Origin of the sequence: Saccharothrix sp. CB00851, from assembly GCF_001905065.1 — a bacterium.
Classification (GTDB): domain Bacteria; phylum Actinomycetota; class Actinomycetes; order Mycobacteriales; family Pseudonocardiaceae; genus Actinosynnema.
The window spans coordinates 167,985-192,638 of the sequence record NZ_LWLC01000012.1 but is presented as its reverse complement, the minus strand read 5'-3'; the positions used below and the strand labels follow the sequence as shown (position 1 = coordinate 192,638).

At 70.1% G+C, this 24,654-nt stretch carries 28 protein-coding genes and 1 pseudogene; 8 read left to right on the top strand and 21 right to left on the bottom strand.

Annotated elements, in window-relative coordinates; all coding sequences use genetic code 11:
* Window positions 1-10: 10 nt before the first annotated feature.
* From A6A25_RS13555 to A6A25_RS13540, 4 genes are read right to left on the bottom strand one after another with little or no spacing between them, the layout of a single operon-like run.
* Window positions 11-514 carry a hemerythrin domain-containing protein gene (locus A6A25_RS13555; protein ID WP_073889160.1) on the bottom strand — a complete coding sequence of 168 codons (504 nt, stop codon included), beginning with the start codon at window positions 512-514 and terminating at the stop codon, window positions 11-13.
* Window positions 504-1,316 (bottom strand): MBL fold metallo-hydrolase, encoded by an 813-nt coding sequence (locus A6A25_RS13550; protein ID WP_073889157.1) that lies wholly within the window; start codon window positions 1,314-1,316, stop codon window positions 504-506. The genes A6A25_RS13555 and A6A25_RS13550 overlap by 11 nt, the downstream gene beginning before the upstream one ends.
* 17 nt (window positions 1,317-1,333) lie before the next feature.
* Window positions 1,334-2,131 carry a glutamate racemase gene (gene murI, locus A6A25_RS13545; RefSeq protein ID WP_073889154.1) on the bottom strand — a complete coding sequence of 266 codons (798 nt, stop codon included), beginning with the start codon at window positions 2,129-2,131 and terminating at the stop codon, window positions 1,334-1,336.
* On the bottom strand, window positions 2,128-2,802 hold the full coding sequence (locus A6A25_RS13540; protein WP_380735024.1) for a rhomboid family intramembrane serine protease: 675 nt from the start codon (window positions 2,800-2,802) through the stop codon (window positions 2,128-2,130). The genes murI and A6A25_RS13540 overlap by 4 nt, the downstream gene beginning before the upstream one ends.
* Before the next feature lie 140 nt (window positions 2,803-2,942).
* On the opposite strand from A6A25_RS13540, the gene A6A25_RS13535 reads away from it, so the two are divergent.
* A complete protein-coding gene (locus A6A25_RS13535; RefSeq protein ID WP_338013206.1) occupies window positions 2,943-3,788 on the top strand; it encodes an SMP-30/gluconolactonase/LRE family protein in 846 nt (281 codons plus the stop codon).
* Window positions 3,789-3,793: 5 nt separating this feature from the next.
* Here A6A25_RS13535 and A6A25_RS13530 read toward each other — a convergent pair whose 3' ends face one another.
* Window positions 3,794-4,564, bottom strand: coding sequence for an MBL fold metallo-hydrolase (locus A6A25_RS13530; RefSeq protein WP_073889148.1), 771 nt, complete (start codon window positions 4,562-4,564; stop codon window positions 3,794-3,796).
* 420 nt (window positions 4,565-4,984) lie between these two features.
* Between A6A25_RS13530 and A6A25_RS13525 the strand changes: the two genes are divergently transcribed.
* On the top strand, window positions 4,985-6,265 hold the full coding sequence (locus A6A25_RS13525) for an extracellular catalytic domain type 1 short-chain-length polyhydroxyalkanoate depolymerase (RefSeq protein ID WP_073889145.1): 1,281 nt from the start codon (window positions 4,985-4,987) through the stop codon (window positions 6,263-6,265).
* Window positions 6,266-6,319: 54 nt separating this feature from the next.
* Here the strand turns inward: A6A25_RS13525 and A6A25_RS13520 are convergent, their stop codons facing one another.
* From A6A25_RS13520 to clpS, 7 genes are all read right to left on the bottom strand, one after another.
* A complete protein-coding gene (locus A6A25_RS13520; protein ID WP_073889141.1) occupies window positions 6,320-7,270 on the bottom strand; it encodes a PLP-dependent cysteine synthase family protein in 951 nt (316 codons plus the stop codon).
* Window positions 7,271-7,292: 22 nt separating this feature from the next.
* Window positions 7,293-7,565, bottom strand: a complete 273-nt coding sequence (locus A6A25_RS13515) for a MoaD/ThiS family protein (protein ID WP_073889138.1) — start codon at window positions 7,563-7,565, stop codon at window positions 7,293-7,295.
* 72 nt (window positions 7,566-7,637) lie between these two features.
* The gene (locus A6A25_RS13510) at window positions 7,638-8,093 is read right to left on the bottom strand and encodes a Mov34/MPN/PAD-1 family protein (RefSeq protein WP_073889135.1); all 456 of its coding nucleotides are present in this window, start codon (window positions 8,091-8,093) and stop codon (window positions 7,638-7,640) included.
* Between the two features lie 51 nt (window positions 8,094-8,144).
* Window positions 8,145-8,669, bottom strand: coding sequence for a hypothetical protein (locus A6A25_RS13505; RefSeq protein WP_073889131.1), 525 nt, complete (start codon window positions 8,667-8,669; stop codon window positions 8,145-8,147).
* A 139-nt stretch (window positions 8,670-8,808) separates the two neighbouring features.
* Entirely contained in the window at window positions 8,809-9,372 is a 564-nt protein-coding gene (locus A6A25_RS13500; RefSeq protein WP_241828648.1) for a peptidase S58, DmpA, read from the bottom strand.
* Window positions 9,372-9,929: a DUF2017 domain-containing protein gene (locus A6A25_RS13495; protein ID WP_198932686.1), complete on the bottom strand. Its 558-nt coding sequence runs from the start codon at window positions 9,927-9,929 to the stop codon at window positions 9,372-9,374. The genes A6A25_RS13500 and A6A25_RS13495 overlap by 1 nt, the downstream gene beginning before the upstream one ends.
* Window positions 9,926-10,225, bottom strand: a complete 300-nt coding sequence (gene clpS, locus A6A25_RS13490; RefSeq protein WP_053717098.1) for an ATP-dependent Clp protease adapter ClpS — start codon at window positions 10,223-10,225, stop codon at window positions 9,926-9,928. The genes A6A25_RS13495 and clpS overlap by 4 nt, the downstream gene beginning before the upstream one ends.
* A 76-nt stretch (window positions 10,226-10,301) precedes the next feature.
* Between clpS and A6A25_RS13485 the strand changes: the two genes are divergently transcribed.
* Window positions 10,302-11,576 carry a nicotinate phosphoribosyltransferase gene (locus A6A25_RS13485; protein WP_073889127.1) on the top strand — a complete coding sequence of 425 codons (1,275 nt, stop codon included), beginning with the start codon at window positions 10,302-10,304 and terminating at the stop codon, window positions 11,574-11,576.
* An 8-nt stretch (window positions 11,577-11,584) separates the two neighbouring features.
* Complete coding sequence (locus A6A25_RS13480) at window positions 11,585-12,154, top strand: isochorismatase family protein (RefSeq protein ID WP_073889124.1); 570 nt, start codon at window positions 11,585-11,587, stop codon at window positions 12,152-12,154.
* A 159-nt stretch (window positions 12,155-12,313) separates the two neighbouring features.
* Here the strand turns inward: A6A25_RS13480 and A6A25_RS13475 are convergent, their stop codons facing one another.
* The 4 genes from A6A25_RS13475 to A6A25_RS13460 form a co-directional block, all read right to left on the bottom strand.
* Complete coding sequence (locus A6A25_RS13475; RefSeq protein ID WP_073889121.1) at window positions 12,314-12,976, bottom strand: hypothetical protein; 663 nt, start codon at window positions 12,974-12,976, stop codon at window positions 12,314-12,316.
* 127 nt (window positions 12,977-13,103) lie between these two features.
* Window positions 13,104-14,267: a non-hydrolyzing UDP-N-acetylglucosamine 2-epimerase gene (wecB, locus tag A6A25_RS13470; RefSeq protein ID WP_073889118.1), complete on the bottom strand. Its 1,164-nt coding sequence runs from the start codon at window positions 14,265-14,267 to the stop codon at window positions 13,104-13,106.
* Between the two features lie 85 nt (window positions 14,268-14,352).
* Window positions 14,353-14,520 (bottom strand): peptidase, encoded by a 168-nt coding sequence (locus A6A25_RS13465; protein WP_073889114.1) that lies wholly within the window; start codon window positions 14,518-14,520, stop codon window positions 14,353-14,355.
* A gap of 3 nt (window positions 14,521-14,523) precedes the next feature.
* On the bottom strand, window positions 14,524-15,297 hold the full coding sequence (locus A6A25_RS13460; RefSeq protein WP_073889111.1) for a choice-of-anchor P family protein: 774 nt from the start codon (window positions 15,295-15,297) through the stop codon (window positions 14,524-14,526).
* Window positions 15,298-15,553: 256 nt separating this feature from the next.
* Here A6A25_RS13460 and xrtP point away from each other — a divergent pair, with 256 nt between their 5' ends.
* The 4 genes and pseudogenes from xrtP (at window position 15,554) to A6A25_RS13440 (ending at window position 19,719) form a co-directional block, all read left to right on the top strand.
* Window positions 15,554-16,072 carry an exosortase P gene (gene xrtP / locus A6A25_RS13455; protein WP_241828646.1) on the top strand — a complete coding sequence of 173 codons (519 nt, stop codon included), beginning with the start codon at window positions 15,554-15,556 and terminating at the stop codon, window positions 16,070-16,072.
* A gap of 44 nt (window positions 16,073-16,116) precedes the next feature.
* Window positions 16,117-16,882: pseudogene (locus tag A6A25_RS13450) on the top strand (glycosyltransferase).
* A gap of 103 nt (window positions 16,883-16,985) precedes the next feature.
* Window positions 16,986-17,561 (top strand): biotin transporter BioY, encoded by a 576-nt coding sequence (locus tag A6A25_RS13445; protein ID WP_073889106.1) that lies wholly within the window; start codon window positions 16,986-16,988, stop codon window positions 17,559-17,561.
* A gap of 130 nt (window positions 17,562-17,691) precedes the next feature.
* Window positions 17,692-19,719 (top strand): ATP-dependent DNA helicase, encoded by a 2,028-nt coding sequence (locus A6A25_RS13440; RefSeq protein ID WP_073889949.1) that lies wholly within the window; start codon window positions 17,692-17,694, stop codon window positions 19,717-19,719.
* A 22-nt stretch (window positions 19,720-19,741) separates the two neighbouring features.
* Here the strand turns inward: A6A25_RS13440 and A6A25_RS13435 are convergent, their stop codons facing one another.
* The 5 genes from A6A25_RS13435 to A6A25_RS13415 all read right to left on the bottom strand — a co-directional run bounded on the left by A6A25_RS13435 (window position 19,742) and on the right by A6A25_RS13415 (window position 24,624).
* Window positions 19,742-20,368, bottom strand: coding sequence for an Eco29kI family restriction endonuclease (locus A6A25_RS13435; protein WP_073889103.1), 627 nt, complete (start codon window positions 20,366-20,368; stop codon window positions 19,742-19,744).
* A 21-nt stretch (window positions 20,369-20,389) separates the two neighbouring features.
* A complete protein-coding gene (locus A6A25_RS13430; RefSeq protein ID WP_073889100.1) occupies window positions 20,390-20,806 on the bottom strand; it encodes a very short patch repair endonuclease in 417 nt (138 codons plus the stop codon).
* Between the two features lie 51 nt (window positions 20,807-20,857).
* Window positions 20,858-22,129: a DNA cytosine methyltransferase gene (locus tag A6A25_RS13425; RefSeq protein ID WP_073889098.1), complete on the bottom strand. Its 1,272-nt coding sequence runs from the start codon at window positions 22,127-22,129 to the stop codon at window positions 20,858-20,860.
* Between the two features lie 117 nt (window positions 22,130-22,246).
* A complete protein-coding gene (locus A6A25_RS42935) occupies window positions 22,247-23,134 on the bottom strand; it encodes an Eco29kI family restriction endonuclease (protein ID WP_158073729.1) in 888 nt (295 codons plus the stop codon).
* 80 nt (window positions 23,135-23,214) lie between these two features.
* A complete protein-coding gene (locus A6A25_RS13415; RefSeq protein ID WP_083668303.1) occupies window positions 23,215-24,624 on the bottom strand; it encodes a phospholipase D-like domain-containing protein in 1,410 nt (469 codons plus the stop codon).
* Window positions 24,625-24,654: the final 30 nt, after the last annotated feature.

The window sequence follows — 24,654 nt, the reverse complement described above, 5'->3', positions numbered from 1 at the left end:
GCCATCGACGCTAGTCGATCCGATCCTCCGTGGCCGCTGCGATCTTGCGCACGTAGGCGATGTCACCGCAGTCGTCGTCCAACCGGCTCTGCCGGATCTCCGCGAACAGCCGACCCAGCTCGGCGCGACGCTCGTCGGACACCTCCTGCCGCGCGTCGTTGAGGATCGTCCGCTCCTCCTCGTCCACGTGGTGGTTGAGCGCCTCGACCAGCTCCTCCAGCTTGCTCTCCCACTCGTCGGACTGCGTGTCCGAGACCTCCATCAACGCCAACAGGGCCTGGTGACCTTCGGCGTGCTCCTCCGCGCCGTGGTCGACCTCGGCGTTGTCGACCTCCTTGTACCGCTTGAGCGCCGGGTACACCTTGGACTCCTCGGCCTCCGCGTGCGCGACGAGCAGCGCCGCCAGCTCGCTCAACGCGGTGGACCGGTCGGAGTCCCGGTCGCGCAACGTGCGGAACAGCTCCTCGAACCTGCGGTGATCGGCCAGGATCAGCTCGACGACATCAGTTGCCATGGCCGCCGATTACCCGGACCTCCGTCTCGTCAACCGCATAGGTGTCACCCTGGTTGACCACGTCCACCGGCCCGGTGAACCGGCTGCGCGCCTCGGCCAGCACGGCGGCGCGATCGGTCCACGGCGCGATGTGGGTGAGCAGCAGCCGCCCGACACCGGCCTCCGCCGCCACCTGCCCCGCCTGCACACCGGACAGGTGCTTGCCGGGCGGCCGGTCCTCGGAGTGCGTCCACGTCGCCTCGGACAGCAGCACGTCCACGTCCCGCGCCAAGCCCCGTAACGCCTCGCACGGCCCGGTGTCGCCGGTGTAGGCCAAGGTCGCGGTCTTGGTGGCGATGCGGAACCCGTACGACTCGGTGGGGTGGTCGACCCGGACCGAGGTGATCTCGAACGGCCCGACGCGCGTCACCGCACCGTCGGCGAGGGTGTGGAACTCGAACACGTCGCCCAGGTCGGTGGTGAGCAGTTCGTCGGCCGTCTCCGCGTACGCGCGGGCAAACCGGTCGGCGGTCTCGGCGGGCCCGTGCACGGGCAGCCGGTGTTCCCGCGTGTCGTGCGGCGGGTGGGTGTGGTAGCGGCGGATGACGGCGAGCGTGGTGAAGTCCGCGCAGTGGTCCGGGTGCAGGTGGGAGAACAGCAGGGCGTCCAACGAGAACGCGTCGTGACGCGACTGCAGCGAGGCCAGGACTCCGCTGCCCAGTTCGATCGCGAGTCGGCAGCCATCCGCCTCGACGAGGTAGCCGGATGCGGGCCCGTGCGGTCCCGGCAGGCTGCCCGAGCAGCCGAGGATGGTCAACAGCACCTGTGGAGCCTGCCAGGTCAGCCGTGGGCTTGGAAGGACGCACTTTCCAACCCGGGCAGGAATCGGCGCGCGAGCCTGGCGAACGGCTCCACCGGGCCCGTGCACGCGAACCGCTGGTCGGGGTCGCCGGCGCGGAACAAGTCGCGCTCGGTGAGCACCCGCACGACGTCCTTCACGGTCTCCTCGGCGCTGGAGACGAGCATCACGCCGTCACCCATGACGATCTGCAGCACGCCGGTCAGCAGCGGGTAGTGCGTGCAGCCGAGGACGAGCGTGTCGACTTCGGCCCGCTGCAACGGTTCCAGGTACGCCTGGGCGAGGCCGAGGACCTGGCGGCCCGAGGTGATGCCGCGTTCCACGAAGTCCACGAACCGGGGGCACGCGACCGCCGTGACCTCGATGTCCCGGGCGGCGGCGAACGCGTCCTGGTACGCGCCCGACCCGACCGTGCCGACCGTGCCGATGACGCCCACCCGGCCCGTGCGGGTGGTGGCGACCGCGCGTCGCACGGCGGGCAGCACGACCTCGATCACCGGGATGTCGTAACGCTCCCGCGCGTCGCGCAGGCACGCCGCGGACGCCGTGTTGCAGGCGATGACCAGCAGTTTCGCGCCATCGGCCACCAACCGGTCCATCACTTCGAGCGCATACTTGCGCGCCTGCGCGATGGGCAGCGGGCCGTACGGGCAGTTGACCGTGTCACCCACGTACCGGATCCGCTCGCCCGGCAACTGGTCCATGATCGCCCGGGCGACGGTCAGCCCGCCCACGCCGGAGTCGAAGATCGCGATGGGCGAATCGGCGGTGACGGTCACGCGTCGAGCGTAGTCCGCGCGCTCTTCCTGGCATCCCGGGCGACGCCCCACGCCGCCAGGACTCCACCGAGTGCGCCGAACAGGTGACCTTCCCAGGAGATGCCGGGCTGACCGGGCAGCACGCCCCACAGCGCCGCGCCGTAGACCGCGAAGACGACCACGGCCAGCAGGATCTGCAGCGCGCTGCGCGCGAAGATGCCGCGCACCAGCAGGAACACCAGGAACCCGAACACCAGGCCGGACGCGCCGATGTGGCTGCCGTAGGAGCCGAAGATCCACACGCCGAGCCCGCTGGTCAGCCAGATGACCGCGGTGACCTGGAAGAACTGCTTGATGCCCGCGGACGTGGCCAGGTAGGACAGCACGAGCAGCGGCACCGCGTTGCCGGTCAGGTGGGTCCAGTCGCCGTGCAGCAGCGGGAACCACAGGATGTTGTCCCACTCGCCGAAGTCGCGCGGGATCACGCCGTCGTCGTCGAGCCTGCCGCCGAGCACGGTGTCGATCGCCTCGACGACGTAGAGCAGGCCGACGAAGGCCAGCACGACCACGGCCGACAGCACGGGCCTGGGCGGCACGACGCGCCTGGCCAACGGCTTGGGCTGCCTGGCCGGTTTCGGCGCGGCGACCACCGGCTCGGGCGTCGGCGGGGTGAAGGGGCCGGTGGGGTCCACGTCACCAGGCTACGCGCGGATCAGCCGGATCAGCGGCGAGTTCGCGCGGGTTCCGGCAACCGATGGCGTGGTTCCGGTGGCAGGTGGCGGGTTGCGGCGTCTTCGGGTTGGTGGCGGGGGCGTGACCGTAGGCTGTGCCGGTGTCGATCGAAGTGGCGGTGCGGGCCGAAGCGGAACTGGGTGAGGCCCCCACGTGGGACCACGCCAGCGGAACGCTGCTCTGGGTGGACGTCCTCGGCAACGAGGTGCACCGGTACAACCCGACCCGGGACGACGACGCCGTCCTCGAAGTGCCGCAGCACGTCGGCGCGGCCAAGCCCCGCTCCCGCGGCGGGCTGGTGCTGAACCTGCGCGACGGCGTGGCCCTGATCGACCGGGACGGGGTCAAGACGTGGCTCGTCTACTGGGCGCGTGACGGCGTGCGGGGCAACGACGCCGCGGTCGACCCGGCGGGACGGCTGTGGGCGGGCACGATGCGCTACGACGAGGACCCGGGCGGCTGGCTGGCGCGCGTGGAGCCCAACGGTGACGCGAAGGTCGTGCTGGACAAGGTGAGCGTGAGCAACGGCATCGGCTGGAGCCCCGACGCCACGCTCATGTACTACGTCGACTCGGCGGAACGGCGGATCGACGTGCTGGACTACGACCGCGAGACGGGTGAGGCGACGAACCGACGCCCGCTGGCCGAGGTGCCCCGCGGGCTGCCGGACGGCCTCACCGTGGACGCGTCCGGCGCGATCTGGGTCGCGTTGTGGGGTGGGGCGGCGCTGCACCGGTACACGCCGGACGGCGTGCTGGACCGTGAGGTGGAGCTGCCGGTGGGCCAGCCGACGGCGTGCTGCTTCGGCGGTCCCGACTTCACCGACCTGTACGTGACCACCGCCCGGGTCGGGTTGAGCGAGGGCGCGTTGAGCGAGTTGGCCGGTTCGGTCCTGGTTCTCCCGGGCGTGGGCGAGGGCCTGCCGTCCGCCGCGTTCGCGGGCTGAACGGGTCAGATCGTGTAGGTGGCGCCCGGGGTGGCGAGGGTCACCGGGCCCGGGAACGCCTCGGTCGCGTCACGCAGGACGCCGTCGCGGTCCGACCACGGCAGCACGTGGGTCAGGACCAGCCTGCCGACACCCGCGGACCTGGCTACCTCGCCCGCTTCCCGGCCGCTCATGTGCAGGTAGTTCGCCCGACCCGCCTGGGCCCGCCACGCCGAGTCGGCCAGCAGCAGGTCGGCGCCCTCGGCCAGGCGCACCAGCTCGGGGCACGGCACCGTGTCGCCGGAGAACACCAGCGACGCTCCCCCGTGCGAGATGCGGAACCCGTAGGCCTCGCAGATGTGCCGCATGGCGGCCACTTCGACCTCCACCGGGCCGACGGCGTACCGACCGGCCGCGAGCGGCACGAAGTCGAACGTCTCGGTCAGGTCCGTGCGCGCCAGGTCGGCACGGCTCGCCGCGTGCGCGTTGGCCAGGCGGGACGGCGCGTGCGCCGGCGCGAACACCGGCAACCGGCGTTCGGTGACGTCGTAGGGCGGCTCGGGGTGCTCGCGCCGGTAGACGGTGAGCGAGCTGAAGTCCGCACAGTGGTCCAGGTGCAGGTGCGACAGCAGCACGGCGTCGAGGTCGAACGGGTCGCAGAGCCGCGTGAGCGGGCCGAACACACCGCTGCCCAGCTCCAGCACGATCCGCACGCCGCCCGCCTCCACCAGGTACCCGGAGGTGGGCAGATCGGGGCCCGGCGCGCTGCCCGAACACCCGAGCACCGTCAATTGCATGGGCGAAACGATAGCAGCCGGACCGATCGCAAAAATGCGGGAACACCGTCCGTGCGCCCCATTGAATTCGACCGCCGCGCAAGTTCACTCGAATGCATCAACCGAGGTCGGAAGCCTGTCGGCGGCTGCGGGTCTCCGAAGCCGGAGCGGTCACACGGCAATTAGCGCCGATACCCGCCGAACGGACGAGGGGCGCATTGCCGCAGCTCATCAGGCCATTTGAGACTCGCAACATTCACGAAACTCATTGTCCGCGACCACTCCGCGACAGATAGTGACGACAGCTCTCGCCGTGATCCTCAAGGAGGAGGGAATGGTCTTGAGAACCCTGGTCGACGCCGTGCCGCGCACCAAGCGGGGCCCGGCGGTCAAGAACCCGCATCCCGGTCGCACCGACAACCCCGGACGGGTGGTGGCTCCGTGAAGGTCCTCGGCGCGATCGTGACCTCCCTGGCCGCCGCGGCGGCCTTCGTGCTCGCCTTCGTGGTCACACCCCAGGCCTCGGCGGCCACGCTCACCGAGGTCACGAACTTCGGCACCAACCCCAGCAACCTGCGCATGCACCTGTACGTGCCGGACCGCACCCAGCCCAGGCCCGGTGTGCTGCTGGCCGTCCACTACTGCACCGGCACCGGCCCGAACTACTACTCCGGCACGGAGTTCGCCCGACTGGCCGACCAGTACGGGTTCATCGTGATCTACCCGTCGGCGACCCGCAGCGGCCAGTGCTTCGACGTGTCGAGCCCGCAGGCGCTGCGGCGGGACGGCGGCAGCGACCCGATCGGCCTGGTCTCGATGGTCCGGTACGTGCTCCAGCGCTACAACGGCGACGCGGGCAAGGTGTTCGTCACGGGCACCTCGTCGGGCGCGATGACCACCAACGTCATGCTGGCCAACTACCCGGACGTGTTCGCCGCGGGCGCGGCGTTCGCGGGCGTCCCGGCGAGCTGCTTCGCCACCACCGACGGCTCGTCGTGGAACAGCGCGTGCGCCAACGGCCAGGTGAACAAGACCCCGCAGGAGTGGGGCAACCTGGTGCGCGGCGCCTACCCCGGCTACAGCGGGACCCGGCCGCGGGTGCAGCTGTGGCACGGCACGAACGACGACACGCTGCGCTACCCGAACTTCACCGAAGAGATCGAGCAGTGGACCAACGTCCACGGCCTGTCCACGACGCCGACCTCGACCGACTACCCGCAGTCGAGCTGGACGCGCACCCGCTACGGCGACAAGGTCGAGGCGATCTCCATCCAGGGCGGTACGCACAACGTCCTGCTCTCCGGCATGGCGTTGCGCGCCATCCAGTTCTTCGGGCTGGACCGGACCGGCCCGACGACCACCGACCTGACCAACTCGACCACCACGACCGTGCCCGACCCGACGGGCGCGTGCCGGGTGACCTACGCGGTCAGCTCGTGGAACACCGGCCTGACCGCGAGCATCTCCATCACCAACACCGGCACCAGCCCGGTGAACGGGTGGCAGCTCGCGTTCACCCTGCCGTCCGGGCAGACCATCACCAGCGGGTGGAGCGCGACCTACTCGCCCACCAGCGGCGCGGTGACGGCGCGCAACGTCTCGTACAACGGGACGCTCAACCCCGGCGCCTCGACCGGCATCGGGTTCCAGGCCACCCACACCGGCAACACCGGCGAGCCGACCTCGTTCACGCTCAACGGGGCCGCTTGCACGGTCGCCTGACACGCGAAAGGGGTCCCGCACCTGGTGTGCGGGACCCCTTTCGCGCGCCTGTGCTCAGGCCCAGAGGTGACCGTCGAGCCGTTCCGCGGCCTCGTCCAACGTGCCCGCGTACGCGCCGGTGGACAGGTACTTCCACCCGGCGTCCGCGACCACGAACGCCACGTCCGCCGACTCGCCGCGCGCCGCCGCCTTCTCCGCCGCGGCCAGCGCCGCGTGCAGGATCGCGCCGGTGGAGATGCCCGCGAAGATGCCCTCCACCTCCAGCAGCTGCCGGGTGCGGCGCAGGGCGTCGTACGAGCCGACCGAGTAGCGGCCGGTCAGCACCTCGGCGTCGTACAGCTCGGGCACGAAGCCCTCGTCGAGGTTGCGCAGGCCGTAGACCAGCTCGCCGTACCGGGGCTCGGCCGCGATGACCTGCACGTCCGGCTTGTGCTCGCGCAGGTACCGGCCGACGCCGACGAGCGTGCCCGTGGTGCCCAGGCCCGCGACGAAGTGCGTGATCGTCGGCAGGTCCTTGAGGATCTCCGGCCCGGTGCCGTGGTAGTGCGCGCCGGGGTTCGCCGGGTTGCCGTACTGGTAGAGCATCACCCAGTCCGGGTTCTGCGCCGACAGTTCCTTCGCCATCGCGACGGCCTGGTTCGAGCCGCCCGCCGCGGGCGAGAACACGATCCGCGCGCCGTACGCCTGCAGCAGCTGCCTGCGTTCGGAGGAGGTGTTCTCCGGCATCACGCACACCAGGCCGTAGCCCTTGAGCTTGGCGGCCATGGCGAGCGCGATGCCGGTGTTGCCCGACGTCGGTTCGAGGATCGTGCAGCCCGGCGTGAGCACACCGGACCGCTCGGCCTCCTCGATCATCATCAGGACCGGGCGGTCCTTGATCGAGCCGGTCGGGTTGCGGTCCTCCAGCTTCGCCCACAGCCGCACGTCCTTCGACGGCGACAGCCGGGGCAGCCCCACCAGGGGCGTGCCGCCGACCGCGTCGAGCAGTGACTCGTACCGGGCCACGATGAGTCCTCCGGAGTGGGGGTCAGCCGCCCGCGACGGCCGGGAGGATCGTCACGGTGTCGCCGTCCTTGACGGCCGCGTCGAGGCCGCCCGCGAACCGCACGTCCTCGTCGTTGACGTAGACGTTGACGAACCGGTGGAGCGCGCCTTCCTTGACCAGGCGCTGCTTCAGGCCACCGTGGTTGGTCTCCAGGTCGTCGATGACCTCGGCGAGCGTCGCGCCCGCGGCCTCGACGGACTTCTGCCCACCGGTGTGGGTGCGCAGGATCGTGGGGATGGAGACGGTGACGGCCATGCTGGTACCTCCGAGGAGCCGGGTTTGGTGAAGGTGGTGCCACGAGTGGTGCGCGGGCGCACCTGGAGGGGCTCAGGGACAGTCGGGGGTGTCGTCGGCGCCGGTGTGGGCGAACATGTACGACTCCACGACCTCGACCGGCTCTTCGGTCACCACGCCGTCCACGATCCGGTAGGAGCGCAGCTCGTGCTGCTCCGGGTCCCGGGTGGAGATGAGCACGTAGTGGGCCTGCGGTTCGCTCGCGTAGGAGATGTCCGTGCGGGAGGGGTAGGCCTCCGTCGCCGTGTGCGAGTGGTAGACGACGATCGTCTCCTCGTCGTTCGCGCTCATCTCGCGGTGGACGCGCAGCTGCTCCATCGAGTCGAAGCGGTAGAACGTGGGCGAGCGCTCGGCGTTGTCCATCGCGATGAACCGCTCGGGGCGGTCGGAGCCCTCCGGGCCCGCGATGATCCCGCATGCCTCGTCCGGGTGGTCGCGACGGGCATGGGCCACCATCGCGTCCACGAGGTCACGGCGAATCACCAGCACCCCTCCATCCTACGTGGTGGGGGAAGGTGTCCCGCCGTGTGAGAACCCGCACTACACCGGTTCGCCGAAGCCTTTCGGGGGTTCCGGGTCGGCCGTGCGGACGCCCAGCAGGCCGCCCGCGCCGAGGGCCGTGAGCCCGAGGGCCGAGACGGCCCTGGCCACGACGCCGAACCCGTGACCGCGCAGGCGGAACGACGTGAGGTAGCACACGTTCGCGGCGGCGAGGGCGGTCAACTGCACGAACGCCGTGCGCCGCTGCTTCTCGTCCAACGTGCCGTACTCGGCCAGTTCGGTGGCCAACGCGGCCGGTGCGACGGCCAGCCCGGCGCCGATCATCGTCCGGGCCGCCTTCGCGCTGCCCGGCATCAGGTCCAACGCCGCCGAGGCCGCGTACAGCCCGATGGGCAGCGCCACGACCGCCGGGTGCACCGGCCGGCCGAGCGCGCGTGCGCGCAGCAGCCCCGTCACCTCACGTCGCCGCAACGCCGCGGGCACCGCCTCCGCCAACGCCCCGGCCGCCTTGTCCACCGCCGGACTGGTCCGCACCCACCTGAACGCCCTCTGCACACCCGACATGTCCTTGGGGTACCCGCTCCCGAGCGTTGAATTCAGGCGTTCCGAACGTAGGACACTCGCGACGCGAACGTTGGACTCACGCGCGTGTCCAACGTTCGGAACGCGAGAGTCCAACGTTCGGAACGCGTGAGTTGAACGCTCAGGACGCGTGAACGGCGTGGTGGAGGGCGGTGGTGGCGGTGGTGCAGAGGTCGTTGAGGGAGGTGGTGGTGGGGTTGCCGGTGGCGACGGCGAAGACGGTGGCGGGGACGGTCACGCCGGCCCTGGCGAAGGCGTCGTGGGCCGACATCGCGACCCTTCGGCACTCCGCCGGGTCAAGGTCGGCATCGACCACCACCAGGCCTGCGGCGGTCTCGCCGATGAGCGCGAAAGCGGGGGTGTCGAGGGGGACGGCCGAGGTGTACGCGGCGTAGCCGTCGGTGGAGGGCAGGCCCAGGGGTTGCGCGGCGGGCACGATGGGGACCACTTCGTGCGGCTGCCGACCGACGGGGAACCCGTGGCCGCGTTCGGCCAGCCAGCGCACGACGCCGTCCACGGTGGCCGGGCCGCCCAGGACCACGGCGTGCACCCGGCGCACCAACGTGGACGGGTCCAGCAGGTCCAGCTCACGCGTGCCGACCGGCGCGCCCCGGACGTCGACCCCGGCCACCGCGCCGGCGGGCGTCAGCAGCACCACCGCCCCCGGCGCACGCCCGACCAGCATCAGTTCATGACCGCTTCGACCAGCGTCTCCTGCACCCACGTCAACCAGTGGTACACGCCCAGGTGCGGCGACCGCGGGTCGTCCGGCGGCAGCTCGTCCGGCATGTCCTCCTGCACGTCCAGGGCCGTGCCCAGCGCCAACCGCACGTCGTTCAACGCCGACAGCCACGCCTCGGCCTGCTCCAGCGCCAGCCGCACCTCACCGCCGTCCGGCGGGCACGTCTGCAGCACCACCGCCGCGACCCCGGTCTTCAGGTCGAGCAGCTCGGGCTCGTGCAGCGACCGCAGCGCGTTCGCCGAGTCGACCTCGGCCGGATCGGGCGAGTCGGGGTCGAGCCGGTGGAAGTCGGGCAGCAGCCGGCCCAGGATCGGGTCGTCGGGCGGCGTGGACGGGCCGGTGCGGATGCCGGTCAGCTCCGCCAGCTCGTCCTGCGGCGCCTCCTCGGCGCGTGCCAGCAGCATGTCCTGGATCTGGCTCACCAGGCCGCGGACCACGGCGGCTTCCTGCCGGTCGAACCGGCCCAGCACCTGGTCGCCGGTGCGTGTCCACTTCTTCACGACGAACGCTGCATGGTCGCCCAGAGCCCGGCCGCGTGCAGCTTGGCCACGTCGGCCTCCACCTTGTCCTTGGTACCCGACGACACGATCGCCCTGCCCTTGTGGTGCACGTCCAGCATCAGCTTGGTCGCGTGGTCGCGGCTGTAGCCGAACAGCTTCTGGAACACGTACGTCACGTAGGACATCAGGTTCACCGGGTCGTTCCAGACCAGGGTCTGCCACGGGCGGTCCTCGGTGCGGACCTCCTCGCCGGCCGGGTCAACCTGCGTCCGCTCATGCTCGACGGGCGTGGTCATACCGCCAATGGTGTCATGTTCCGGTGCGCGGTGGAGCCCGCAGGGGCACCTGTCCGCAACGCTTAGGCTTCCGCGCATGTCGACGTCGCTGTTCACCGACCACTACGAGTTGACGATGCTGGCCGCGGCACTGCGCGACGGCACCGCCGACCGGCCGTGCGTCTTCGAGGTCTTCGCCCGGCGACTGCCGGAGGGCAGGCGGTACGGGGTGGTCGCGGGCACCGGGAGGCTGCTGGACGCGATCACCGACTTCACGTTCACCGAGGGTGACCTGGAGCTGCTGGAACGCACGAACGTGGTGGACCAGGCGACCCTGGAGTGGCTGGCCGACTACCGGTTCACCGGGGACGTCGACGGCTACCCGGAGGGCGAGCTGTACTTCCCGGGTTCGCCGATTTTGTCCGTGCGGGCGTCGTTCGGCGTGGGCGTGGTGCTGGAGACCCTGGCGCTGTCGATCCTCAACCACGACAGCGCCATCGCCTCGGCGGCGGCACGCATGGTGGGTGCGGCCAACGGTCGGCGGATGATCGAGATGGGGTCGCGCCGCACGCACGAGGAGGCGGCGGTGGCGGCGGCGCGGGCCGCGTACCTGGCCGGGTTCACCGCGACGTCGAACCTGGAGGCGGCCCGGCGGCACGACATCCCGACCGCGGGCACGTGCGCGCACGCGTTCACGCTGCTGCACGACAGCGAGGAGTCGGCGTTCCGGTCGCAGGTCGAGACGTTGGGCGTGGACACGACGCTCCTGGTGGACACCTACGACATCACCAACGGCATCAAGACGGCCGTCGAGGTCGCCGGGCCGGAGCTGGGGGCGGTGCGGATCGACTCGGGCGACCTGGGCGTGCTGGCGCGGCAGGCTCGGGACCAGCTGGACTCGTTGGGCGCGCGGAACACCCGGATCGTGGTGTCGGGCGACCTGGACGAGTACTCGATCGCGATGTTGCGGGCCGAGCCGGTGGACGCGTACGGCGTGGGCACGTCCGTGGTCACGGGGTCCGGTGCGCCGACCGCGGGCATGGTCTACAAGCTGGTCGAGGTGGACGGGCGGCCGGTGGCCAAGCGCAGCTCGCACAAGGAGTCGCGTGGTGGGCGCAAGAGCGCGCTGCGGCGGCACAAGGAGACCGGGACGGCGCTGGAGGAGGTCGTGTTCCCGCACGACGCCCAGCCGTCGATGGGTGAGCACGACCGGCTGCTCGCCGTGCCGATGATCCGTGCTGGACAACGGGTGGACGGCCTGGACACCCTGGTGGAGAGCCGGGAGCGGCTACGCGCTGCCCTGGTGACGGTGCCGTGGGAGGGTCTGAAGCTGTCCCGCGGCGAGCCCGCGATTCCGACGACGTTCCTGTGAGGGCTGTGATGGGCAAGGCGCTGATCGTGGTGGACGTGCAGAACGACTTCTGCGAGGGCGGGTCGTTGGCGGTGGCGGGCGGGGCGGCCGTGGCGGCGGCGATCTCGGCGCACGTCGCGTCGTCGTCGTACGACCACGTGGTGGCGACGCGTGACTACCACGTGGACCCCGGGTCGCACTTCAGCGAGACGCCGGACTTCGTGGACTCGTGGCCGGTGCACTGCGTGGCGGGGACGGCCGGTGCGTCGTTCCACCCGGAGTTGGACGTGACGGCGGTGGAGGCGGTGTTCTCCAAGGGCGCGTACGAGGCGGCTTACTCGGGGTTCGAGGGCGCGTCCGGCGGGGGTGAGCAGTTGGTGGACTGGCTGCGGGCCCGGGGCGTGGAGCAGGTGGACGTGGTGGGGATCGCGACCGACCACTGCGTGCGTGCGACGGCGTTGGACGCGGCGAACGCCGGGTTCGCGACGACCGTGCTGCTCGACCTGACGGCAGGCGTGGCGCGTACGACGGTGGACGACGCGTTGACGCAGCTCAGCGGTGCCGGCGTGACCCTCTCCGGCACCCCTCACGTCTCCTGACCCCGCGAGAGTCCTACGTTCAGGCCCCGAGAGTCCTACGTTCAGGACGCCTGAGTTCAACACTCGCGTACCCCGCCGCTCGTCGTGAGCGTTGAATTCGAGGTGCGTGAACGTTGGACTCTCGGGCGCTGGACGTAGGACTCTCGCGGTTTTCGGTGGTCAGGGGGTTGGGGAGCAGGCGGTGGCGCCGAGGACGACGTCGCCGCTGATGGTGGACGCCTCGGTGAAGCGCAGGTGCAGCAGGTTCATCGCGACGCTGCCGTCGTTCGGCTCGGGGAACACGGTTTCGCCGAACGTCGCGGTGGCCAGCAGCGTGCCGTCGCCCGCCTTCACCTCGTGCACGTGGTTCGGCGCGATCTGCTCGGGCAGCCCGTCGAAGCCCTGCAGGCCGTCCGCCGCCCAGCCCGCGTTGGTGCCGGACACGGTGCCGGTGCAGGTGACCTTCCAGCGCGCCACCCGCAGCCGCGGCCCGCCCACCGACACCAGCGCCGACAGCTCGAAGTCGGTGCCCGTCGCCTCGGACGTGGACGTGGTGGTGCCGTTGTCCGGGTCGACGACCGCCGTGGTGCACGACGACGTGCCGGGGCCGAACCGGACGCCTCTGCGGCTGACCGCCTCGGACGAGTTCGACGGCGTGCCGCCGACGGCGCACGGCGCCAGCGGCAGGACGGTGACCCTGGTGCCCGCCTTGGTGAAGTCGGCGGAGCCGACGGACGCCACCCCCGCGGGGTTGGCCGCCGACGCCGGTGGCGCGGCGGCGACCAGGCCGAGTACGAGCGCCGCGGTCACGGCGCCGACCCGGCGCGCTCCGATCTGCTTCATCGTGTCGCCCTTCTGCTGTTCACGGACGTGAGGACTATCGGCGACCCGGCGGACACGACCCGATGATCTCGCCCGCACATCACCCGGAAGAGGAAGACCGAATACCCGTTCGAGTGACCAAACGTGGTCAGCACGGGATGCGCACCGGCAGCGGCGCGGTGGCGAAATCACTCGGCAGGCCGACGAGTCGCTCCAACGCGCCCCGCACCCGTGACGCCGCCCGGCCGTCGCCGAACGGGTTGTGCCCGAGCGGCAGCCGCAGCCGCGCGCCGAGCACCCAGCCCGCCTCGGCCACGATCCGGATCGGGTTGGTGCCGACCAGCCACGCGCAGCCCGCGTCCACCGCGGCCACCCGCTCGGTCGTGTCCCGCAGCACGAGCACCGGCACGCCGAACGTGGGCGCCTCCTCCTGCAGGCCACCGGAGTCGGTGAGCACCAGCGCGGACCGCCGCAGCGCGCGCACGAGGTCGGAGTAGTCCAACGGCTCGGTCACCACGATCCGCTCGTGCCCGCCGAGGACGTCACGCGCCGCCGCACGCACCCTCGGGTTCGGGTGCACGGGCAGCAGGACGCGCACGTCGGGGTGCCGGTCGGCGATCGCCCGCACGGCGTGCAGCACGCGGGTCAGCGGTTCGCCCCACGACTCGCGCCGGTGCACCGTCACCAGCACCAACCGCTCGGAACGCTCGTCCAGCACGCGTTCGAGCAGGGCCAGGTCGGGGTCGCGAGCGGGCAGGTCGGCGGCGGCGACCCGCTGCACGGCGTCGACCACGGTGTTGCCGGTGACCACGATCCGGCGGTCGGCCATGCCCTCGCGGACGAGCGCGCCCGCCGCGTCGTCGGTCGGCGCGAGGTGCAGGGTGGCGATCCGGGCGATCATCTGCCGGGTGCCCTCCTCGGGGAACGGCCCGCCGAGGTCACCGGTGCGCAGGCCCGCTTCCAGGTGCGCGACCGGGATGCCGAGCCAGAACGCGGCGAGCGCGCCCGCCAGCGCGGTGGTCGTGTCGCCCTGCACGAGGACGACGGCCGGGTCGCGCCGGCGCAGCACCCGGTCGAACTCCGCGACCAGCCGGGCCAGCAGCTCGGCCTGGCCGCCGGTGGCCCGCGGCACGTCCAACCCGACGTCGACGCGCAGGCCGAACGAGCGCAGGGCCTGCTCGACCATGCCGTTGTGCTGTCCACTGTGGACGATCACGGGCCGGAGCACCGGGTGGTCGGCTAGCGCCAGCGCCACCGGTGCGATCTTCACCGCCTCGGGTCGGGTGCCCGCGAGCAGCACGACTTCCTTCACCTTGCTCCTTCCACTCGCTCCACTCGGGGATGCGGTGCCCCGGCCGCGCGACTGGGGGTGGGCGCGCGACCAGGGCACACGCGGGCTACTCGCTGCCTGCCGCTCGTCGCCTGCGGACCGCGCGAGTCAGGATCAGGCCGGCCACCAGGAGGACCACACCGGCCACCACCCACCACGCGACTCCGGCGCCGGTGGCCGCCAGCGAGCCGATTCCCGTGCCGACCGCGACGCCGCTGCCGGGGACCTTGTACATGGCTCAGACCGCCGCGAGGTCCTGCCGGCGGCGCAGGGCCGCGGCTGCGACGGGCACGCCGAACAGGGCCAGCAGGCCCAGCCCGATCCACAGGCCCGCGCCGGACGCCAGCGGGATGGGCAGGCCGGCCGGACCGCAGGTGACCGACGAGAGCACCAGGTCACCGGCGCCGACCGAGCCGAGCGCGCCACCGATCAGGGTGACGTGGACGGCGTTGACGGTGAGGCTGCCGTCGGCGTTGCGCACCTGCTCGTTGAACACGATCTTCGCGATGTCCACGCCGAGCAGCTCGACGTCGACCGTCGTGTTGGGCGCGGGTTCGACACCGACCTCGCCGAGCTCGCCGAGGTCGAGCCCGATGAGCTTGGCCTTGCCCATCAGGCCTTTCTGGGTGGCCGCGCACTCGGCTTCGACCAGTTCGGCGGACACGCCACCGGTAACGACGTCGAGCAGGTCGAGCCGGACGTCGGCGGTGCTCGCCCAGGAGCTGACGCCGCCGGTCTTGTCATCGCGCGAGGCGGACGTGTCGAGCACGCCGGTGCGCAGCACGTCAGGCAGGTCGACGGCGGCGAACGTGCTGGTGGCGGGGCCGTCCGCGGTGGACGCGGCGAACGGGCCCGCCGAGACCGCGTCCCGGCCGAGCAGCGACAGGTCGAGCCGCGCGCCGTGTGCCGAGGCGTCCCCGGGTGCCGCCGAGGCCGGTGGGGCGCCGACGACCACCGCCGCGACGGCGACCAGTCCGGCCACGGCGGCGCGACGCGTCATTCGCAGACGCATGAAGCTCCTTTCTGGGGATGTGTTTGTTCGAGCAATTTCCCCTATCGGCGTTCGCCCCGTCGGATTAGAGGTTGCTGACCGTAAAGAGGGACGGCGGCCACTCGAATCGCCTAACTGCGCCCACCGAACGTGGACTTACCGCCCGAAATCGCTTCACGTTGTCACTCGTTCCGGGGGTGCGGTTCGCGGTAAGCGGTTCCGATGACCACCACGCAGCCCTATCGGGCGATCCCCGATCGACGGAAGGACTCCTTCAGTGGCGCTTGCCGTGCCCCGTACTGGACACCTCAACCGGGTGGTCGTCGTCGCACTGGTGGTGGCGGCGGCCGGCCTCGTGGTGGCACACCGTGCTTACCGGACGGCCGAGATCGTGCTGTCCGGGTTGCTGCTCGACGTGCTCGGCTCCGATGGCGTGGAGGTCGTCGCGGCACGGCAGACCGTGTACTTCGGGCTCGGCACCGACGCACCGCTCGGCCTGCGGATGACGCCCGAGTGCACGTCGGCGTTCCTGGTGGTGCCGCTGCTGGCGGTGGGCGCGGTGATGATCGCGTTGCGGCCCCGGATCACCCGGCGGGTGCTGGGCGCGCTCGCGGTGGCCGGCGCCGCGGTGGTCGTGGTGAACCAGCTGAGGGTGTTGACGCTGGTCGGGCTGGTCCGGTGGCTGGGCGTGGACACCGGCTACCACTGGGGCCACACGCTGCTCGGTTCGATGGTGAGCGTGTTCGGCGGTGCCGCCGCGCTGGTGGCGTTCGTGTGGTTGGCGACGCGGCGGTGAACCTGGACGTGCTGCTGGGGTTCACCCAGGCGTTGGCGCTGACGATGAGCGTGGCGTTCGTGACGTACGTGTTCCTGATCGTCGTGCCCTACCTGCGGCACCAGCCGCGGCCGGTGGGGCGGGCGGCCGACTTCGAGTGGCACTTCCTGGTGCCCTGCCGGGACGAGGAGGCCGTCATCGGCGGCACGGTCCGCTACCTGCGCGAGTCGTTCCCCGGTGCGCACGTGTGGGTCATCGACGACGACTCCGACGACGGGACCGTGCACGTCGTGCGCCGCTTCCGCGACGCAGGAGGGGCTCTACAGCCTGCGGCGGTTCCTCGCGCAGCGCACGCGGTGGGGACAGGGGACGATGCAGTGCCTGCGGTACGTGCGGCGGATCTGGGCGTCGCGGCACCTGTCCACGCTGGGCGCGACCGAGATGATGTACTACCTGTCCCAGCCGTGGCTGCAGCTGCTCGGGACGCTCGTCTACCCCATCCCGTTATTGCTGCTGGGGCACCGTGCGGCGAGTGCGCCGGGCGAGGTGTGGGCGTGGTTCACCGATGGCGCTTGGGTGCTGTTCGCGGTGTACGGGCTGTTCGGGCTGTTGCCGTTCCTGATCTGGGGCCCGGTGTACCGGATGCGGTGTGCGCCGTCGATCGGGTGGGGTCGGGCGATCGGCTACGGGTTCGCGTATGCGATCTACATCTACACGTTCTACATCACGTCGTGGCGTGCCGTGGTCCGGCTGGCGCGCGGGCGCAACGGGTGGGCCAAGACGCGCCGGAACACCGAGCGGATCACCGGGGACGTGGCGCTGGACCACTGAGCCGTCGCGCGTGAGATGGCCAACTTTGTAGAGCTTCGACAAAGACCGAACCAGTGATCGCCGGTTAACCTCCCGGTGAAGTCGATCCTCTGGGAGGTCCCAAGTGTCCGTCCTCGCCGTTCCCGGCCGTCGCGCGGTGCTCGCCGACCTGGTCCCGGGCGCTCTCGCGCGTGACATCGCCCTGGTCGTCGCGGGTGCCGGGCTGACCGGCCTGGCCGCCCAGGTCGCGCTGCCCGTGCCGGGCAGCCCCGTGCCGCTGACGGGCCAGACGTTCGCCGCCCTGCTGGTGGGCGCGGCGCTCGGGTGGCAGCGCGGTGGCGCGTCGATGGTGCTGTACCTGATCGCCGGCGTGGCCGGGGTGCCGTGGTTCCAGGGCGGTTCGTCGGGCACGCCCGCGTCGCTCGGCTACGTGGTCGGGTTCGTGTTCGCCGGTGCGCTGGTCGGCCACCTGGCCGCCCGCGGTGGCGACCGGACGCCGTTGCGGACCGTCGGCACGATGGCGGTGGGCAACCTGGCGATCTACGCGTGCGGCGTGCCGTGGCTGATGGCCGCGGCCGGTGTCGGCTTCGGCAAGGCGCTGCAGCTGGGCGTCACGCCGTTCCTGCTCGGCGACGCGGTGAAGATCGCCCTGGCCGCCGGTCTCCTGCCCGCCACCTGGGCCCTGGTCAACCGCAAGTAACCCCCTCAACCCGCGCGTGTCCTACGTTCGGAACGCGCGTGTCCTACGTTCGGAACACCCGAGTTCAACGCTCGGGACGGGTTGGGGTGTCCGACCCGGTCCGACGGTGCGGGCGGGTACGGTCTTCGCCGTGCCCGCCACCACCGCGATCCCCGACACCAGGACGTTGCTCGCCGTCGCCGTGGACGCGGTGGGCGGGGCCGAACGCGAGGGCCAGCTCGCCATGGCCGAGGCCGTCGAGCGGGCGATCCGGACCGGCGAGCACCTGGCCGTGCAGGCGGGCACCGGCACCGGCAAGTCGCTGGCGTACTTGGTGCCCGCGCTGCGGCACGCCGTGGCCGAGGAGTCCACGGTCGTCATCTCGACCGCCACGATCGCGCTGCAACGCCAGCTCGTGGACCGCGACCTGCCCCGGCTGGCCAAGGCGTTGCGCAAGGAGCTGGGCCGCGAGCCGCGGTTCGCCATCCTCAAAGGTCGCCGCAACTACCTGTGCATGCACCGCCTGCACACCGGCGCGCCGGACGAGCCGGAGGACGCGGGCCTGTTCGACCCGTTCGCGGTGTCCAAGATGGGCCGCGAGGTCAAGCGGCTGCACGAGTGGTCGTCCGACACCGAGACCGGTGACCGGGACGAGCTGGTGCCCGGCGTCACCGACCAGGCTTGGCGTCAGGTATCGGTGACCGCGCGTGAGTGCCTGGGCGTGAACAAGTGCCCGATCGGCGTCGACTGCTTCGCCGAGAAGGCACGGGCCGAGGCGGGCAAGGCGGACGTCGTGGTGACCAACCACGCGATGCTCGCCGTGGACGCGCTGGAGGGCTACCAGGTCCTGCCCGACCACGACGTGGTGGTGATCGACGAGGCGCACGACCTGGTCGACCGCGTCACGTCGGTGGCGACGGAGGAGCTGAGCGCGTCGCTGGTCGCCACGGCCGCGCGGCGCTGTGGTCGGCTCATCGACCAGGGCGTGGCCGACCGGATGGCCGAGGCGAGCGACGGCCTGGCGATGATCCTGGAAGAGCTGCCGGTGGGTCGGCTGGACAGCCTGCCGCAGGCGCTGGCCGGTGCGTTGCGGGCGACGAAGGACGCGGCGCACGCGTGCATCACGTCGTTGGGTCCGGAGCGCAAGGAGGACGTCGACGGTGCGACGTCCCGCAAGCTCGCGCTGTCGTTGCTGGACGACGTGCACGACTGCGCGACGCGAATCCTGGAAGCTTTCGATGAAGACCACGACGTGGTGTGGGTGTCGGGTGATTTCGCGGACCGGAACAAGGCGCCGTCGTTGCGGGTGGCGCCGTTGGGTGTCGGCGGGTTGCTGCGGGAGCGGCTGTTCGGGAAGCGGACCACGATCCTGACCTCGGCGACGTTGACGTTGGGCGGCACGTTCGACACGTTGGCGCGGCAGTGGGGGCTGCCGGCGGCGTCGGGCGTCCGGAAGGCCGAGGGGACGGCGACGGACAAGGAGCCGCCGTCGGACGTGAGCGGGCCGCGGTGGAGCGGGCTGGACGTCGGGTCGCCGTTCTCGCACGGCAGCGCCGGGATCCTGTACGTGGCACGGCACCTGCCGCCGCCGGGGCGTGACGGGCTACCACCGTCCTATGTAGACGAGATCGAAGGGCTGGTCAACGCGGCGGGTGGGCGCACGTTGGGGCTGTTCTCGTCGATGCGTGCGGCGAAGGCGGCGGCGGAGGCGTTGCGGGGCAAGGTGGACTACCCCGTGCTGTGCCAGGGTGACGACGCCACGGGGCAGTTGGTGAAGCGGTTCGCCGAGGACGCGCAGACGTGCCTGTTCGGCACCTTGTCGTTGTGGCAGGGCGTGGACGTGCCGGGGCCGTCGCTGTCGCTGGTGGTGATGGACCGCATCCCATTCCCGCGGCCGGACGACCCGTTGGCGTCGGCGCGGCAGAAGGCGGTGGAATCGCGTGGCGGCAATGGTTTCCTCACCGTTGCGGCGACTCATGCAGCGTTGCTGTTGGCTCAGGGTGCCGGGCGGCTGCTGCGTTCGATGAACGACAAGGGCGTGGTGGCGATCCTCGACCCGCGGCTGGCGACGGCCCGCTACGGCGGGTTCCTGCGCGCCTCCCTGCCGCCGTTCTGGACGACGTACGACCCGGAGGTCGTGCGGGCGGCGCTGAAGCGGCTCGACGCGGCGAACAACTGACCCCGTTTGAAACGCCAGGCGGTCACTTGTGCCAGGTGATGTTCGAATTCGTGTCGATCTGCCTTCGGATGTGTCGCCGCACCTGCTCCGCGAGGACTGCTGCATCGTGCGGCTGGCTGCCGTACGAACGACTGCGCCCCGGGTGCAAGGTGTCCCACTTCGAGCGAGCACTCGTCCTCGTCGTGGACCCCTGTTCATGACCGCCGAACCCGCGAAGGATCGAGTTCCACACAGGCTGGTACTCCACCCTGAGACCGTTCTCGCCCAAGTTCGCATGCACGTCCGGCATGCGAAGCAACCGGACGGCGAAGTCTGCGACATCGAGATTCTCGCAGGCGTCGATCGACCTGCGATGCTGGTTCACCCGGTCCCACAGTCGCCGGACACCATTCGTGACCGGCCTACCGGTCGCGGAGTTGTGGGATGCGGACTGGCCGACATAGACAGGAATAGTCAACGATGAAAGAGGACTGTAAAGGTAGTGACCACTGCCTACGTAATAGATGGCATAGAGGCCAGAACCCTCGAACCGCGGCAGTTCAGCGGCGAGCGTCCTGGGCTCTTGCCGCTCGAAGTGCCGGCAGATGGTGTCCTGGAGCAGCGGAGTGGACAAGGGGTCGAAGTGATCCGGCTGGTACTCGACAGTCACTCGATCAGGTTAACGAACCCGTCACTGGCGGCGAACCGCTTTCGCGATCCGAGCGGCTGCGACGACCGGGTCCTCGTGCTCCCAGACTCGCACGATCTCCCAGCCCGCTCTCCGGAGTCGTTCGTCGGTGTCGCTGTCCCGCCGCCGGTTGCCGTCGATCTTGGCCCGCCAGAACTCGGCGTTGGCACCTTTGGCCGGCCGATAGTGCTCAGGACAACCGTGCCAGAAGCAGCCATCGACGAAGACCGCCACCTTGGCCTTCGTGAAGACGACGTCCGCCGTACGCCTTACCTCCTTGATCGGACGCGTGCCTACCCGATAGCGCAAACCCACGGCGTGGAGCGCGGACCGCAACGCCAACTCCGCACGCGTATCGCGACCCTTATTGGCACGCATGACCGCACGGGAGGCAGGGCTGGATGCCCACGACTCAGCCATCGTTCGTTGATCACCCTGAGCCGTCGAGGGTTTTCCGGAACACCTTGCCGCTCATGATCCGCTCTGCGAGCTCGACCGCAACGCCTTCACGACCGAGTGGGCCATGGCTTGGCCGAGAACGACCGGCACAGCGTTGCCGAGTTGCCGCATCTGCTCGCCGCGCGGTCCATCAAGCTTCCAGTCGTCCGGGAAGGTCATGACCCGGGACACCTCTCGAACCGTCATGTACCGGATCGATCCGTCATCCCGTCGGAGAACCGTCTCCCCACCCGGAACACCGTGCACTCCGGCCTTCACGGTCTTCGCTGGTCGATCGAGTTCGTTAGGCGTGTGCCCGGGGTACTGGCGTGCGCCGGGCCAGCCGTAGTGATGGAGGTGCTTGGGGTGCTCAACCTTGTCGCCGAGCGGTTCACCCAGCCTCGGCTCGTTACGGCTGGAGTCACCGCTGATCGCGTCCCGAACCGTGCGCCAACGTTGCTTGCCCTCGTTCTCTTCACCTTGAGCAGCAACGATCTTCGGGGTGTACCGGTACCGCTTTGCGACCTTGTGCTCGTCCCAATAGGACCCGTCGGCCTGAGCTCGCAGGAGAGCGGCATCGGAGTGGGTGGCAGCCGGGAACTTCCAGCCCTCCAAACCAAGGTCGTTCCGAAACGCAACCACGAACACGCGCCAGCGCACCTGCGGTACGCCATAATCAGCGGCGTTGACAAGCAGGTACTTCACGTCGTAGCGCTCAGTCGGATCGACAGCCTGCTTGGCCAGAGCCTTACGAAGTCGCTTGTCGTGGTCTTGCCAATCCTCACCCTCGATACGTTCCTCGAAAGGCGCGCTCAGTTCATTGAGGATGTAGTCGTAATAAGGCTTGAAGGATGACCGAAGCAGACCTTTGACGTTCTCGGCGATGATCGCACGGGGCCTTGTCTCGCGGATCACCCGGAACAATTCCGGCCACAAATTGCGTTCGTCGTCATATCCTTTGTGGACGCCTCCGAGCGACCACGGCTGGCACGGCACGCCACCAGCGACGACATCTACCTTGCCCATCCATCTGGTGAAGTCGACCTGACGGATGTCCCCTTCGATCAATGGCCACCGAGAATGCAGAGTAGTAGCTTGACCGGCTTCCGGGTCGAACGGCTCGGCGATATTGGCACGCAATGTCGCACAAGCGCGCTTGTTCAGTTCGACCGCCACCAGGTGACGAAAGCCTTCGTTGTGCATGGCCATGGCAAGACCGCCACCGCCGGTGAACAACTCAATGCTGGTGCCTACCTCCGACGGGTCGTCGATCGACAGGCTCAACTGCACAGCATCGCTGATCACCTGCGGAACTATACCCGAGGACGTGCTCGAACGCATGTGCGACACAGTGTCCGGGGTGAACGATGTCGGACGACACACTGACGCGGGATGCGCCAGCGAGGTCACACCACTATCGACTCACTCTTCGTCACGGTCGGTCTCCTCGACCTCGCCTGCGTCGTCCCGACGGTTGGGACCCTCGAACCGCTGGACCAGCCGACCCTGCTTCCGCCAGATGATGCGGGCGCTGTCGTAAGTCTCTTCTTCCTGGTACAGGATGACGTAACCGGGCAACGCGGTGACTTGCCAACCGTCCGGAAGCGCATCGAGCGCACGGCGGATGAGCTCTGCGGCGGTGGCCCGTTTCGGCAATTCCACAATAGCAGCCGAGTAGGCCTTCTTCGCGCTCACCGACTTGTCGTAACGGAAGTTGAACGGAAGGTTGGCCTTCACCGCCTCCAAATAACGCTGGAGGGTGCGCGGTGCCGGTGCGGTGAACTCGATCTCGAGGTCCAGATTGACCGGGTACTCCGCGTCGAAGTGGTTGACCTTCACGAGCGAGCGGTCGCGATTGCGACCGGGGTCCTTGTTGCCGAACCCATTGGTGTTCCAGGGAACTCCACCCTCACCGCGATAGCGCTTGATCAACATCTTTTCCGGGGCCGCAGCCTCCAGGTCCTCGTCCACGTAGAGGCATTGAAAGCGGACGTCACTCAGCGAGATGTTGGACCTTCCGGACAACTTGCGCAGGTGGTTCCACAGGCGCGACGGGAGATCCTTGCTGGCCTTGCCGACATAGACCCGCTTGAATTCACCTGAGTCGTTCGGAAGGAACAGCTCGTAGACCCCTGGCCGCGCTTGCAGGGCGTTGAGATTCTTTTCTGTCAGGGGTGCGTGGTGCAACTTGCCCAGCGAGTCAGCCAACTGGTCCGCGAGGGCACGAGTAATACTCAGTTTGAACTCGGCACTGGCACCGGTCTTCTCGGGTGGAGAGCCGCGTCCGACCGAGAACAGTTCGCCTGACACACGACACAACCTACCCTATCCCGGGACGACTTGGTGAGGGATTCGATGGCGTTGGTCAAGCGGATCCGCGATACCGATTCTCACCCGTCGACGAGGAGGCCGCGGAGCGGGCCTTGGAGGCGGCCGGCGCGGCGGGAGACGCCTGGGAGGGCCGTCACGCGGTGTTTGCCCGAGGAGGTCAGGGTCGGGCGCCACAGCTGGTCCACGACCTCGTGGGCGGGGGCCGAGACGGCGGTCAGCGGGCGTTGCAGGTGTTCCGACCACAGGCGCAGGCGGGTGTCGCGGGCGACGACCGGGTCGTCGGTGACGACGTTGACCTCGGTGTCGTTGAACAGCGAGTGCTCGTTCAGGTTGGCCGAGCCGACGCTGAGCCAGCGGTCGTCCACGATGGCCAGCTTGGCGTGCACGTAGACCGACGAGGACGTGGCACCGTCGTGCGAGGACAGGGTGGCGGCGACCAGGCGGTGGTTGCCGTCGTCGGCGTCCAGCAGCCGACCCAGCTGGCCACGCGTGGTGTCGGCGCCGTTGCTCGGCTTGCGCGGCAGGACCAGGACCACGCGGAAGTCCCGATGAGGTGGGTTGCGCAGCTTCTCGAGCAGGACCTCGGTGATCTCCGGTGACCACAGGAACTGGTTCTCCAGGTAGATCAGGTTCTCCGCCGACCGCAGGGCGCGCAGGTACGAGTCGAGCAGGCTGAACTCACCGCGCGGGATGAAGTCGTAGGTGCGCTCCGGGATCGTGCGCACGAGCTGGGCGGACGACGAGCCGGCGGGCTGCGGCACGGCGGGAGCCGGCAGCCGTTCGCCGGAGATCTCCTGCCAGCGCTGCCGGAAGTGCTCGGCCACGTCGGCGACGATCGGCCCGCGCAGGCGGGTGCCGATGTCGTGCCAACCCAGCGGTTCGCGGGGCGGGTGCTCGGCGGTGTCGTGGCGGTCGCCCTCCACGGCGGTCAGGTCCATGCCGCCGACGAACGCCACCTCGTCGTCCACCACGACGATCTTCTCGTGGTGGCAGTGCAGGGTCCGCTCCCGGGCGTCGATCTCGCACCGCACGGCGCTGTCCCGCTGGAACTCCCGTTGCGCCGCGAGCACGCGCTTGCGGGTCGGCTCGAACATCGGCATCGGCGGTCCCGCCCACAGCAGCACGCGCACCGGCACGCGGGCCGCAGCCGACGCCAGCAGTTCCCGCAACGTCGGCGAGCCCGGTTCACGGGTCAGCCGGAAGTCCGGGCTGGCGCACCACCCGGCCAGGTGCACGGATTCGCGCGCCGACGAGATCGCCGACGCGATGGCGGGCAGCACCTCGTGCCCGTCCACCAGCACCTCGACCCGGTTGCCGGTCCGCACCGGCCGGTGGGGCGTCCACCAGCCGGCCTCGGAGCCGAACGTCGAGCCCCAACCCAGCTTGCGCAACCGTCTGGCGTGGTGCGCGCACAGCAAGCTCTCCAGCCCGTCACCGAGCTTGGCGTCGAGCACGTCCAACAGGCCCACGCCGGGGATGGTTACCGCAAACGGGGCAGG